The sequence below is a fragment of the Leptolyngbya sp. 7M genome (assembly GCF_018128485.1).
Map to the genome: position 1 here is coordinate 2,487,930 of NZ_CP070897.1, position 12,506 is coordinate 2,500,435.

Below are 12,506 nucleotides of genomic sequence, written 5' to 3' on the forward strand. Positions count from 1 at the left end.
ATTCAACGTGCCCTGCCCTGCATATACTGTGCGATGTCCTCGGGCGGCGTTAATCTGACCCTGTTCTTGTCGCGATAAACAACGAATCGCTTTTCATCCATTCGACCTTCGGGATGCCTTAACTGAAATGAAAAGGTCTTATTATCTCCGGAACCCTCGACCTTCAAAGGCAGCCTTCCCCAAACCTCGCCAGTGGAACGCCATACGGTATAGAAGCTTTGGTCGTACTTATCAAAAGCGAGGACAAGAATTCCGTCAAAGTCCGGCTCGATCCCATCGATGGCTTTAACTAGATTTGTTCGCGTAAGGATCACCCAATTTCCTGGCGTAGCCGATCGCTCCGAAAGCACAGCTTTGCCAGCCGCATCCGTATCAAGGCGTTGCCATGAAACGAATTTTCGATTGTTCTGTTGAAAGAAAACTATCTCACTTGGAATAAGCAGTTCTACCTGCCGACCGAAGAGCCAGCCTGCGGGCGCTGGGGATACTGAGGGATCTAACCTTACCTGATACCAAATATCATATTTTTCATCTATCTTCTCTGGCTCACCCGCCACTTTTGCTGCCTCGATCTCATCATTATTGCCGCGGCTTGCCTTTTTGGTTTCCCCTTTTGCAGCATCATCCACATCCGGCAATTCGGCTTTAGGAACAAAATTCCAAGCCATTATCTCGAAGGTAGAACCATTGGCGAGCTTGAACATTATGTTCTCCGGACTCATATCAGGTCCGAGACGAAGGTTTGAAGCGGCACGGAGTTTCCCAGCCGCCTGAGGCGTTCGGTTCTGAAACTCTTCCGCTAGTTTCTGTGAACGTTCCCCGGAGCGCATCTCGATGCCTGATATCGATATCGATTTCTGCATTCGCGGTCGGGCTGACGTCATAAATCACGTTTCCGAATTGTATGGTCGTGATTCTGTTTGCCAAATCATAACCTTTGGGACTATGGCATCCCGAGCCGCCATAAAGGATGTGGGAAGAGCTTTGAATATGGCGTATGGCGATGTGGAAAAAATAGCGAAAATGATCCCGCCGCCATTCAGAGGACGAAATATCCCCATAACGCAGGCTTTGATCGACGTTCCTGAGTTAAAAGCCCTTAAAGAAACTGATCCTAAGGTCAATGAACTGATCGAATTAGCGCTTCGCGTCGAAGGCTGTGCTCGCCATACATCCGTACACGCCGCCGGAGTTGTCATATCCCCCAAACCTCTTCATGAGCTTGTTCCGGTCGCTTATTCGGCGAAAAACGAATTCACCAGCCAATATCCGATGGGCGATCTTGAGAAGGTCGGAATGCTCAAGATGGATTTCCTGGGGCTGACAACACTGACCATAATCGCTGATTGCCTTTCGAATCTAAAAGAAAAAACCGGCATAGAAATAGACTGGCGCTCCGTACCGCTGAACGATGAGAAAACGATGAAACTTTTCTCGGACGGAAAGACCGAAGCCATATTTCAATTCGAATCTCCTGGGATGCAGGAGATATGTCGCCGCCTGAAACCAAGGGAACTTGAAGATCTTGCAGCATTAAACGCACTCTATCGCCCAGGGCCTCTTGATGGCGGGATGGTAGAGGAATTCATACTCCGGCACCGCGGCGAAAAGAAAGTTTCCTATATTGTTCCTGAAATGGAAGAAATACTTCGGAACACTTTCGGAGTTCTTGTTTATCAGGAACAGATAATGCAGATCGCTCAGAAGCTCGGCGGTTATAGTCTTGGAGAAGCAGATCTTATGCGTCGGGCGATGGGCAAAAAGAAGCCGGAAGAGATGGCTCCTCACGAAGAAAAATTCGTCTCCGGAGCTGTCGAGCGAGGCATCGAACGAAAGACGGCCAAAGAGATATTCGACCTAATGGCAAAATTTGCCGATTACGGGTTTAACCGGAGCCATAGTATCGCGTATGCGATACTCGCATTTCAGACCGCATATCTAAAGGCTCATTATCCTGCTTACTTTTATGCCGCAGTTCTTTCACACGAAGCTGATGATAGTGCGAAGGTATATCGCTATTCTAAGGAACTGCGATCGATCGGGCTTGCTCTACTACCGCCAGATGTGAATGAAAGCGATGAGGGCTTCACCCCATCCGCAGATTCAGTGCGTTATGGACTTGGTGCGATCAAAGGGCTTGGTTCATCTTCCGCGCAAGCAATAATAGAAGCGAGAAGAACCGGCCCATTCCGTTCGATCTTTGATCTTGTATCAAGGGTAGAGCCCGGAGCATTGAATAAGCGTACCTTGGAGAGTCTCGTCTGCGCCGGTGCGTTCGATTCATTAAACACCGATAAACTGCCGATCTCACACTGGCGTGCCAAGCTATACGCAGCGATCGATGAATCGATCGCTGTCGGGCAAAAGGTGTGGAATGATAAGATCTCCGGACAAACGGATCTCTTTGGAGCGATGTCCGGCGTTTCAATGCAAGGAGATTCGCCGCTGCCGGATGTGGAACCATGGAGTTCAGCCGAGGTCTCAGCTAAAGAAAAAGCCGCTATCGGATTTTATCTTTCAGCACACCCGATGACCGAATATACAAGTATTCTGGATCGGATGAATATAAGAAATCTCGCGGACTATGAGTCGATCGGGGCTCGTTCGAACATAAAGATCGCAGGCGTTATATCCGCGCTTCAGGTCAGGTGGAGCAAGAATGGAAAACGTTATGCTACCTTTAGGGTTGAGGATCTCTCAACTGGTATAAAGTGTGTTCTATGGTCGGAAGCATACACTCGCCTTTCATCTATTCTTGCAGACGATGCCCTTGTAATAGTTGAGGGCAAGGTCGAATCATCTGAAGGACAAGAGCCTACTGTGATCGCATCTGATCTTCGTCTGATCGTTGACACCATCTCAAATACCGCTCGGAGTGTTACGATCACGTTGCCGCCTTCGCTTTTCGATGAAGAACAGCTTGAGGATATTTACTCGCTTATAAGCGATCACAGCGGGACTTGTGATGTTGTGCTTGAGGTAAAGCTCGATGGCAGAACGGTTAAGCTAGGTTCTCCGGGTCTGGGAGTGCGCGGATCCGGAAAACTTGAGCAGGAGTTGAAAAATCGGGGCTGCGGGGTAAACTGGGAATTCTAGTAACTATGGAAACTGCAGCCAGCACCGCTTTTGATCGCGTTCAGAATGCGCGCCATCCTGATCGGCCGTATGCTCTAGATCTGTTCAATGGCATCTTCACGGATTTTATTGAGATACATGGGGACCGCCGTTATGCCGACGACGCAGCGATGGTTTGTGGATTTGCCCGTCTTGACGGCAAGTAGGTCCTGGTCGTAGGCCAACAAAAAGGCAGGGATACAAAGCAGCGGCAGATGCGAAATTTCGGTATGCCAAAACCGGAGGGGTATCGTAAGGCCCTGCGTGCAATGCACCTCGCCGCAAAATTTGCCAGGCCGATAATTACTTTTATAGATACGCCAGGAGCTTATCCCGGGATCGATGCGGAAGAACGTGGGCAGGCGGAGGCGATTGCCTATAATTTGCGTGAGATGGCCGGACTGCGTGTTCCGATAATTGTTGTTGTGGTGGGTGAAGGGGGCTCCGGCGGGGCTCTTGCGATCGGCATTGGCGATCGTGTTCTGATGATGGAAAATGCGGTCTATTCAGTTATCTCGCCCGAAGGCTGTGCCGCGATCTTGTGGAAGGACGCATCGCGTGCTGCGGATGCCGCTGCCTGCCTTCGGTTAACGGCCGATGATCTAAGGTCTTTTGGTATCGTCGATGAGATAATTCCGGAGAAAGTTTCGTGGAGCATTGCTTCAACCGAAAATGGCGAAGGTAAAAAGACCGAAAGCGATCTGGATGCCTTTAGTTTGACCGGAGATGTTTTGAAGACCGCGATCAAAAAGAACCTTGCAGAGTTGGAGAAATTCTCTCCTGAGGAACTTGTCCGTGAACGCTTCAAGAAATTCCGTAAAATGGGTGATTGGATCTGACCAGACAGACTATTTCACTGTTTTCCCGCTTTTAATCAGTTTATAAATATTCGACTCCGCCTTAATTTTCAGACAGGTTAATATTGCAACCGGACCTCACTAGTCTAACGGTCCGATTTGGTATTATTTGAATGAGTGAAAAGCTGATCTCGATCGAACGGTCCGGCCGGCCGCAGCCTTTACGCAAGCGGCCATTTCTGTGTATATGCGGCGAACGGCTGAAAGTGCGATATGGCATATTTTGATTGGGCGATAGTTTCGGTCTATCTGGTTTACGTGATCATTGACGGGATCCGCCTGTCAAAACATACCGGCACTAAAGAAGGGTTCTTTTTGGCTAACCGCGGACTTCCGTGGTGGGCCGTCGGGCTGTCGGTAATGGCGACGCAGATGTCTGCGATCACACTTGTCGGAACGCCTGGACAGGCATATACGGACGGGATGCGGTTCCTGCAGTTCTATTACGGACTGCCATTCGCGATGATCATTTTGTGCGTAACGGTCGTACCATTCTTTCATCGGGCGAATATTTTTACAGCATATGAATATCTAGAAAAGCGTTTTGATGTTCGGGTAAGGACTTTAACCAGTTTTTTCTTTCTCATTTCACGCGGTCTCGGCGTCGGAACAATCATCTCCGCACCGGCGATCGTTCTTTCGATCGTTTTTGGCTGGAATCTGATAGCTACGATTTTCGCGATCGGTCTGACGACCACTATCTACACAATGCTCGGCGGCGTTCAGGCAGTAACGTGGACGGACGTTAAGCAGATGTTCATCATCTTTTTTGGTCTTGGTGTCGCAGTTTGGGTGATAATCTCTGGCTTCCCTTCCGGAGTTTCGGTCGCGGACGGTCTGCATTTGGCAGGAAGTCTTGGCAAGTTAGAGACGATCGATACACGCTTTGATATCACCGAGAAATACACCATTTGGTCAGGCTTGATCGGCGGCCTTTTTCTAATGCTCGGTTATTTCGGCTGCGATCAAAGCCAAGTGCAACGGTTTCTGACAGCACGTTCCGTGGACGAAGGGCGTACGTCGTTGCTAATGAGCGCCTTTCTTAAGATACCTATGCAATTCTTTATTTTGCTTATCGGGATAGGTCGGCAAGCGGGCAGATCTAGTACTTTTGGACAGTTATCGGAAAATTCGACTGGTAATGATCAATGGCCGGATCGCCTACTCGTCGTAAACATCCAAGATATTTGTTCCATACACAATAATGGCCCGGTGAAGCTGCTCACCGGACCATTTCCCCCTTGTTTTGTGCCGAACTTAAAGCTCGCCACCACTCTCGGACTTGAAGCCCGATCGCTTTCCTCGACGTTCTTTCATTCGCTCCTGTCTTTTCTCTTTCATTGCAGCAAGCTTAGTTTTTTGCTCATCAGTAAGGATCGACATCATCTGGGTCATCGATGCTTCACGATGAGCTTTCATCTGTTCGCGTATCGGAGCTGCTTCAGCGCGGATAGCGGCAAGCGTTGCCTCGTCAGCTCCGGCTTTACGTGCCTCCATAAATTTCTGGCGATTTTGTTTCATCGCTTCCATCAATGGCTGAATTGTGGGCTTTGATCCTTCGCTCATTGCCTTTATCTGTGCTTTCTGATCTTCCGTCAGATCAAGTCCGCGGAATATCATCCCGCCTTTTCGGTGCTTCTTTCCTAAGCGGTGTTTACCCTCTTTGTCCCATCTCTTTCCTGTTTCATCGTCTGTGGTTTGGGCGATCGCTACGAACGCACCGATCCACACAACGGCCACAGCAAGTATCGCTACAACGAATTTTTTCATCTTTTTCTCCTATTGCTCTATCAAATATTCTACGGACTTGTCCGCTATCGTATACTTTGACGCTGCGGACTTTGAACCAGCCCTATTTGTTTTGTGAAGTTCTGTAAAGAAATGTAAAACACAGCGCGCCTCATCTCGATCTGACGTAGAATGATATTGTGAGCGACACGAAAGTATTGATCATTGATGATGACGAGGAGCTTTGCGAGCTCGTGTCCGAATATTTAAGCGTTGAAGGTTTCGAGGTAAGTGCAGTTCATGATGGTGAGGCGGGGCTTTCAAAAGCAAGAACAGGGAATTATGATCTTGCGATTCTAGATGTAATGATGCCGAAGCTCAATGGTTTTGATGTTTTGAGAAATCTTCGTGAAACATCAATGCTGCCCGTTTTGATGTTAACAGCCCGCGGTGATGATATGGAACGGATCGTCGGACTCGAGATCGGCGCGGATGATTACCTGCCGAAGCCATTCAATCCGCGTGAGCTGGTTGCCAGGATCCGTGCGATACTTCGACGCGCCAACGGTGAGGGGACTGATACTGGTCTTCCTGAAAAGCTCATCGTTGATGATCTTGAGATCTCGGCCTCATCTCGGTCAGTAAAACTTGACGGACGTGATGTTGTGCTTACGTCGCTTGAGTTTGACCTGTTGGCAGCTCTTGCTCGTCAAGCCGGAAATGTTGTGAAGAAAGAAGACCTCAGCGAAACCGTACTGGAGCGCGAACTGTCGCCTTATGATCGCTCATTGGATATGCATATCTCCAATTTGAGAAAGAAGCTAGGCCTGCATGAAGACGGCAGCGAACGTATTAAAACGGTCAGGTCGGTCGGATATATTTACACTGTGAAATGAACCTTTTTTTAAAGATATTCCTTTGGTTTCTTGCCGCGATCGGCCTAATGATCGGGGTAATGTTATTTCTGAACTGGACCGTCCAAACGGAGCCGGTGGTAAGCCGCTGGAGGGTTTCAATTACGAATCAAACCGTTACTTATGCCGAGACTGCGACCCAGATCTATCGTGCGGAAGGCGAAGCCGGATTGAACGAGTTCCTGGAACGTATTAGACGCCCCGCCACTATCGGCGAAGTCGATCTTATCGGCGAGAACGGAAAGGTTTATCTCTCGCAGGGGGTCAATGCTGATAATTACAAAGATCTGGTAGTAAAGGCTCTTGCAACCGATGCGGTTGTCATAGAAACCCTTCAGGAGACTGCGCTATCAGCTCGCCAGCTAACGCTTTCTGATGGAAATCGGTATGTGTTGATAATTCGTTGGGAGCGTCCTCGGATCACACCATTCTTCGGAGAATCGCCGCTTAGATACTTGAGATATGCAGGGCTGCTATTGACCGCTCTTTTGCTATGTTGGCTGCTGGCTCGATACCTGTCGTCGCCGATAGGTAAACTGCGCCAAGCAACTCAAAGACTTGCCGACGGGGACCTTTCGACGCGCGTTGCTTCGAAGGTTGGAAATCGAAGAGATGAGATCTCCGCCCTTGCAGAGGACTTTGACGTAATGGCGGAACGGATCGAGGGATTGATCGATTCTCAAAAACGACTTTCGCGTGATATATCCCACGAATTGCGCTCACCGCTATCGCGTTTGGGTGTTGCCCTGGAGATAGCAAAGAAAAAGGCAGGCGCGGACGCAAAACCTCTTCTGGACAGGATAGAGAATGAATCGGTGCGGTTGAACGAAATGATCTCGCGGCTCTTGACCCTTTCAAAGCTTGAAACAGGAACACGAGATTTCGATCGGGGCGAGATGAACCTCAGATCGCTTGTCGAGCAGGTGGTTGCGGACGCGGATTTCGAGGCTAACGCCAAAGGAAGGTCTGTAAAGCTGGTTCATGCGGACGATTGCCGCATGGTTGGCAGCGAAGGACTTATACAAAGCGCCGTAGAGAATGTTCTTCGAAATGCGGTTCGCTATACGCGGGAGGGAACATCGGTAACAGTCTCGCTAATAAGAAACAATGGAAATGCTACCGTTCGAATACAAGACCACGGGGGCGGAGTGCCGGAAAATGAACTAGCGAATCTATTCCGCCCTTTCTATCGAGTTGGTGAGGCCCGTGACCGTAGCAGCGGTGGAACAGGTCTTGGTCTTGCGATCGCTGAACAGGCTATCCGAGCCCATGAGGGCAGCATAACAGCTAGGAATGAAGGCGACGGACTATTGGTCGATATTAGTTTAGCCTGTAAAGACAATAATTAATCGGATCGGCCACGGCGTGCATCTGCGAATGATTTGACGCCTAACAGAACGAATGCAAGGCAAATAACTCCCATCAAGAGTTGGGAAAGAAATGCCGCTCCGAATTCAATTGTCCCAAGTCTTGGGCCAAGCCGCACTGCTACTGCAATAAACCCGAGCAATGCGACCGCAACCGCAGCGTGCATAAGGTGCTTACGCAGTCCTTCGTTAGAATTTGCAACATGGCCGAGGACCATCAGCACGAGCCCGAAGAATGCCGGGATCAGAGCCGTTATGCTGGCATTTCCCGAATACATTCCGAAACCATATCCGATGATCCCGAGCAAGATCAGGATCCTTCCAAATAAGATCGCTGTAGATGGCATATGCCAATTCTATTTTCATTCGAATGATATCTGCAAGCACTGATCAAGACTTTACATCAATAAATAAAAATCTAAGTGGTCTTTGAACTAAGGTACCTATGTCAGGACCGGAGTTCAGTGACCATTCTTGCAATGTGATCGCGCAGCTCTTTGGTTATCTGAGCATATCTTTCATCTTCAGATGTCGCCGTGGATGAGGTGCTACTCGGGTAGATCGGCTCGCCGAAGCGGATCTTTACTTTGCCGGGACGGATGCGCCAACTTTTGCGCGCCCAAATTTTGTGAAGTCCATCGATCGCGACTGGAAGTATAGGAAGATCGAGTTCACTTGCGAGAATGGCGGCTCCTTTCTTGAACTCGTGGAGATTTCCGTCAAATGCACGCTCGCCTTCGGGATATATATTGAGGATCTTGCCAGACTTGAGTCCGATGGAGCCGGCTTTCATGGCACGCATCAGCTGTGTGTCCTGGTCGATCGGGACAACCCGAAGCATTTTAGCGACGAATCCCATCACACGGCCCTCAAAGAACATCTTTGCCCCTACGTGGAAGAAATTGTGAAAGATTGGCCATGGATAGGTAGTACAAAGCACGAATGGATCAAGAAAACTCTGGTGATTCGGACAAATAAGGAATGGTTTTGTCTGATTTCCTTCAGCAAATGCCACCGCCGTGAGGTTCTCCTGCCCACTTACCTCAAGTCGCATAAAGGGCTTGCAAAACAGCAGACCAAAGCTCTTCATCACTGCGAACGAAAAGGCCTCAAAGAGCGGTCTATGTTTGATTATCGCGTCCATCTCTGGGATCCCGTCGGCATTACGGACTATCTTCGACCAATTAAGGTCAGCAGTCGGGACAAAGGCATCACCTTTATCTGAGGTCAGGCTCCGTCCGATGACTGTCGCATTGACGAGGTTGATCGCATCTCGAATAGTAAGAGTCGATGCCGCTTGTTCGTGCCGAAGGATGCGGACGCTCGCTTAAATCCGCTGAAATGGATGCGGCGGAGCTAGCATTGAAGATACTAGCGAACGCGCCAATTCGCGCCGCAAAACCCTAATCTGTTATATTTATCCACTTATGGGCAATGATGCCGCGGAAAAGGTTCCGCAGGAAGAGACAACTTCGAAAGTTGCTGACGAGCAAGAGAAAAAGCCGAAAGGTCCGCCGAAATCGGTTTTTCGTGAGTACTTCGAATCGTTCACAGTTACGTTGGTGATGGCTATTTTCGGGATGACATTCATCATCCAAGCCGTTACCGTACCGACCGGTTCGATGCAGAATACTATCTTGGTTGGTGATTACCTCTTAGTTAATAAGTTCATATTTTCTCCGGGCGGCAATCCACTGCCATTTCTACCGATGCGCGATATCGAACGCGGCGACATCATCGTTTTCAAATATCCGGGAAATGCGGTCGATCCGGAATCAGACCGCGATCGTGGGCTTGTCAAATATCAGATAAATTATGTAAAGCGGGTGATCGGCCTGCCGGGAGAAAAGGTCGAGTTCCGCGACAATCAGGTGTTCATCAACGATCAACCGCTGCCGGAACACCGTGTTATCGGAGACCCTCCGCGTGGTGACCGCGGGCAATCGGCACTAACTACCACAGAGTTTGAAGAGCGCACGCCGGAAGACAAATGGACGGTTTACTATTCGCGTTCAACGATGCGGACTGTCGAATCGGGCGGCAAGCTGAGATTGGATCATCTGAACTTTGGTGTTGAGGGCAAACCTATGATCGTTCCGCCTAATAGCTTTTTCGTGATGGGCGATAGCCGAGACCAGAGCGATGATGGTCGCGGATGGGGATTCGTCCCGCGCGACTTGATAATTGGAAGGGCCATGTTTGTTTACTGGTCGTGTGATCGCGGAGCCTCTAATGGCAGCATGGTTGGCTGTATCACGCATCCTCGGCTTGACCGCATCGGAAAGTTTGTTAAATAGCGCACGATCAGCTTTGATGAAGATCACTTTCAGTGAAGAGGTATCAGGAGCGATCCATTTCGATTCACCGATCGTCGCTCTTGAATCGACCGTGATCGCCCACGGACTTCCTTATCCTCAGAACATAGAAACGGCCTACAAGATGGAGCGGATCGTCCGTGAACTCGGAGCGGTGCCTGCAATGACGGCGATCTTCGATGGGGAAATATATGTTGGGCTTGGCGAATCGCAGATCGAGCGGCTCGCAACTGGCAAAGATATCTCAAAGGTCTCTGTCCGCGACCTTCCAGTGGTTACAGCAAGAAGAATGACCGGGGCTACAACCGTAGCTTCAACGTCTTTGATCGCCTTTAGAGCCGGCATCAGGGTCTTTGCGACTGGAGGGATTGGCGGAGTTCATCGTGGCAATGGCAACGATATTTCGGCAGATCTTCCTATACTTGCGTCAACTCCGATCGCTGTAGTTTGCTCAGGAGCCAAGTCTGTGTTAGATCTTCCTGCTACGCGCGAATGGCTTGAAACGTACGGAATAACAGTGCTTGGATATAGATGCGATGAGATGCCGGCTTTCTATACTCAAAAAAGTGGATTGCCTGTCGATCAGCGTGTTGAAACCTCAAAGGAGGTAGTAAAGATCGTTGAAGCACGCAGTGAGATGGGTATGAACCAAGCTGTATTGGTCACCGTTCCGGTGCCTGAAAAACATGCACTCTCTGCAGCCGAGGTTGATCGGGCTCTAGCCGAGGCGCTCCAATCTGCTGATCAAAACGGTCTATGGGGCCGCGACGTAACTCCGTTTCTTCTTGCGGAACTGGCCGAGCGAACCGAAGGTCGTACCCTTCAGGCAAATATATCGCTTCTGGAAAATAATGCCCGCGTCGCTGCTGAGATAGCAAAAAAATTAGATTGAATCTCGCCTTTTCACTTTTATTTTTCTGCTAAGGCCGACATCTTCTGGCTAAGTGTTCCGAGACGTTCAGCAGCCTCCGATGCTTCAGGAGCGGAAGAATATTTCTCGGTGATCTCTCTCCATGCTGTGCCATTGTAGTGAAATCTTCGAGTTGATGGGTTGAAAAGAAAAGTGATCCCGAGACGGCGGTAACGATCAAGGCTTACAAAGTTCAGAAAATAACTATGCGGCGGAGCCCCGCTCGCGGCCATTTGCCGGCGATCCAGTCTATTATTCGCATCTCGCGAGAGACGCGATGCGGTGTCCTCGAGAGCATCGCCAAACAATAGCAGAATTGCAGGCTTCAAACGGGAGTTCGGATACATCCGGAAAAAATGTACGGCGGCTTCTATTTGTTCGAAACCGCTTAATGCCTGTACCAGCCGAGCCAAGCGTTCCTCATCTTCAGGTCTCCGTTCGCTGAAAACCGCGTCTGCCTGGACCCAGCCCTCGGCTGGCGGAACGGCAACAACCCTAAAGAATCGAACCCCGTCTGCTTCCTTTACGCCTACGATGCGCACTTTTCGGCCGCGACGCATTCTCTGTATCGCATCTGCATAAAGGCTTGGTTCGCGTCGCAGCAATGAGATGGTCTCGTCCATTACGATAGCTGTATGCGAACTATTCTGCACAAGAGCAGTTCGACCTGTCGGGACTTTTACTGCTCGGCGCTGGGATTCTGCTTCGACTACAAAGAGAGCCAAGAGTAGGAGAACAAAAGTGATGGATTTCATATAGAGATCAAGATCCGCCAATGGCATTTTTGATGCGCTCGGCTGTCCCCGCATGGTGAAAATGGCAAATAGCGATCGCAAGAGCATCGGCGGCATCGTGAGGCTTTGGCACCGAAGAAAGACGTAAGAGTATCTTTACCATCTCTCCAACCTGATGCTTTTCGGCGTTGCCATAACCGACAACGGTCTGCTTTATCAACCGGGGCGAATATTCTGCGATATCAATAAGGCTTAGCTCTGCCGCGAGCAAGACAACACCGCGAACTTGCCCGAGCTTCAAGGCAACCTGTGCATTCGCGGCATAAAAGGCTTCTTCCAACGAAAGAAAATCAGGCCGATATGTATCAATAACTTCCGTAACACCATTGAATACTCGGGCTAGGCGCTTAGAGAAAACGTCTTTAGGGCTTGAACGCACGACTCCAAATTCGACGGCCTGATATCGAGATCCGTCGCCTTCTACAATACCCCAACCGAGCGTCTCGCTGCCGGGATCGATTCCTAAAACACGCATCGTCAATCACTTAGGAACGGAACGCCAAGAAA

At 49.6% G+C, this 12,506-nt stretch carries 12 protein-coding genes and 2 pseudogenes; 8 read left to right on the top strand and 6 right to left on the bottom strand.

Going from position 1 to position 12,506, the window contains the following annotated elements:
• Nucleotides 1-2: 2 nt before the first annotated feature.
• Entirely contained in the window at nt 3-863 is an 861-nt protein-coding gene (locus JVX88_RS11985) for a hypothetical protein (RefSeq protein ID WP_211627509.1), read from the bottom strand.
• Here JVX88_RS11985 and dnaE point away from each other — a divergent pair.
• The 3 genes and pseudogenes from dnaE to JVX88_RS12005 form a co-directional block, all read left to right on the top strand.
• Nucleotides 835-3,096 carry a DNA polymerase III subunit alpha gene (gene dnaE, locus JVX88_RS11990; RefSeq protein ID WP_211627510.1) on the top strand — a complete coding sequence of 754 codons (2,262 nt, stop codon included), beginning with the start codon at nt 835-837 and terminating at the stop codon, nt 3,094-3,096. The two genes, JVX88_RS11985 and dnaE, sit on opposite strands and share 29 nt — an antisense overlap.
• A gap of 5 nt (nt 3,097-3,101) precedes the next feature.
• Nucleotides 3,102-3,953, top strand: a pseudogene (locus JVX88_RS12000) (acetyl-CoA carboxylase carboxyltransferase subunit alpha).
• A 231-nt stretch (nt 3,954-4,184) separates the two neighbouring features.
• Nucleotides 4,185-5,078 (top strand): annotated as a pseudogene (locus JVX88_RS12005) (sodium:solute symporter family transporter); the annotation flags it as partial.
• A gap of 150 nt (nt 5,079-5,228) precedes the next feature.
• Here the strand turns inward: JVX88_RS12005 and JVX88_RS44030 are convergent.
• The gene (locus JVX88_RS44030) at nt 5,229-5,591 is read right to left on the bottom strand and encodes a Spy/CpxP family protein refolding chaperone (RefSeq protein ID WP_225931544.1); all 363 of its coding nucleotides are present in this window, start codon (nt 5,589-5,591) and stop codon (nt 5,229-5,231) included.
• 30 nt (nt 5,592-5,621) lie between these two features.
• On the opposite strand from JVX88_RS44030, the gene JVX88_RS12010 reads away from it, so the two are divergent.
• The 3 genes from JVX88_RS12010 (at nt 5,622) to JVX88_RS12020 (ending at nt 7,962) form a co-directional block, all read left to right on the top strand.
• Entirely contained in the window at nt 5,622-5,801 is a 180-nt protein-coding gene (locus JVX88_RS12010; protein ID WP_211629135.1) for a hypothetical protein, read from the top strand.
• Between the two features lie 98 nt (nt 5,802-5,899).
• Nucleotides 5,900-6,595, top strand: coding sequence for a response regulator transcription factor (locus tag JVX88_RS12015; protein WP_211627514.1), 696 nt, complete (start codon nt 5,900-5,902; stop codon nt 6,593-6,595).
• Nucleotides 6,592-7,962, top strand: a complete 1,371-nt coding sequence (locus JVX88_RS12020) for an ATP-binding protein (protein ID WP_211627515.1) — start codon at nt 6,592-6,594, stop codon at nt 7,960-7,962. Before JVX88_RS12015 ends, JVX88_RS12020 begins: the two co-directional genes overlap by 4 nt.
• Here JVX88_RS12020 and JVX88_RS12025 read toward each other — a convergent pair.
• On the bottom strand, nt 7,959-8,327 hold the full coding sequence (locus tag JVX88_RS12025) for a hypothetical protein (protein WP_211627516.1): 369 nt from the start codon (nt 8,325-8,327) through the stop codon (nt 7,959-7,961). The two genes, JVX88_RS12020 and JVX88_RS12025, sit on opposite strands and share 4 nt — an antisense overlap.
• Nucleotides 8,328-8,428: 101 nt before the next feature.
• Nucleotides 8,429-9,070, bottom strand: a complete 642-nt coding sequence (locus JVX88_RS12030) for a lysophospholipid acyltransferase family protein (RefSeq protein ID WP_225931545.1) — start codon at nt 9,068-9,070, stop codon at nt 8,429-8,431.
• A 337-nt stretch (nt 9,071-9,407) separates the two neighbouring features.
• Between JVX88_RS12030 and lepB the strand changes: the two genes are divergently transcribed.
• Nucleotides 9,408-10,277, top strand: a complete 870-nt coding sequence (gene lepB / locus JVX88_RS12035; RefSeq protein ID WP_211627518.1) for a signal peptidase I — start codon at nt 9,408-9,410, stop codon at nt 10,275-10,277.
• A gap of 16 nt (nt 10,278-10,293) precedes the next feature.
• A complete protein-coding gene (locus JVX88_RS12040) occupies nt 10,294-11,187 on the top strand; it encodes a pseudouridine-5'-phosphate glycosidase (protein ID WP_211627519.1) in 894 nt (297 codons plus the stop codon).
• Between the two features lie 17 nt (nt 11,188-11,204).
• Here JVX88_RS12040 and JVX88_RS12045 read toward each other — a convergent pair whose 3' ends face one another.
• A complete protein-coding gene (locus JVX88_RS12045) occupies nt 11,205-11,960 on the bottom strand; it encodes a hypothetical protein (protein ID WP_211627520.1) in 756 nt (251 codons plus the stop codon).
• Between the two features lie 7 nt (nt 11,961-11,967).
• Entirely contained in the window at nt 11,968-12,474 is a 507-nt protein-coding gene (ruvC, locus tag JVX88_RS12050; RefSeq protein WP_211627521.1) for a crossover junction endodeoxyribonuclease RuvC, read from the bottom strand.
• Between the last annotated feature and the right edge of the window lie 32 nt (nt 12,475-12,506).

Excerpts from the sequence above, each read along its gene's own strand:
- dnaE (WP_211627510.1), top strand. The coding sequence starts at position 835 with ATGCCTGATATCGATATCGATTTCTGCATTCGCGGTCGGGCTGACGTC.
- JVX88_RS12020 (WP_211627515.1), top strand. The coding sequence starts at position 6,592 with ATGAACCTTTTTTTAAAGATATTCCTTTGGTTTCTTGCCGCGATCGGC.
- JVX88_RS11985 (WP_211627509.1), bottom strand. The coding sequence starts at position 863 with ATGCAGAAATCGATATCGATATCAGGCATCGAGATGCGCTCCGGGGAA.
- lepB (WP_211627518.1), top strand. The coding sequence starts at position 9,408 with ATGGGCAATGATGCCGCGGAAAAGGTTCCGCAGGAAGAGACAACTTCG.
- JVX88_RS12045 (WP_211627520.1), bottom strand. The coding sequence starts at position 11,960 with ATGAAATCCATCACTTTTGTTCTCCTACTCTTGGCTCTCTTTGTAGTC.
- JVX88_RS12040 (WP_211627519.1), top strand. The coding sequence starts at position 10,294 with ATGAAGATCACTTTCAGTGAAGAGGTATCAGGAGCGATCCATTTCGAT.
- JVX88_RS44030 (WP_225931544.1), bottom strand. The coding sequence starts at position 5,591 with ATGATATTCCGCGGACTTGATCTGACGGAAGATCAGAAAGCACAGATA.
- ruvC (WP_211627521.1), bottom strand. The coding sequence starts at position 12,474 with ATGCGTGTTTTAGGAATCGATCCCGGCAGCGAGACGCTCGGTTGGGGT.
- JVX88_RS12025 (WP_211627516.1), bottom strand. The coding sequence starts at position 8,327 with ATGCCATCTACAGCGATCTTATTTGGAAGGATCCTGATCTTGCTCGGG.
- JVX88_RS12030 (WP_225931545.1), bottom strand. The coding sequence starts at position 9,070 with ATGAAGAGCTTTGGTCTGCTGTTTTGCAAGCCCTTTATGCGACTTGAG.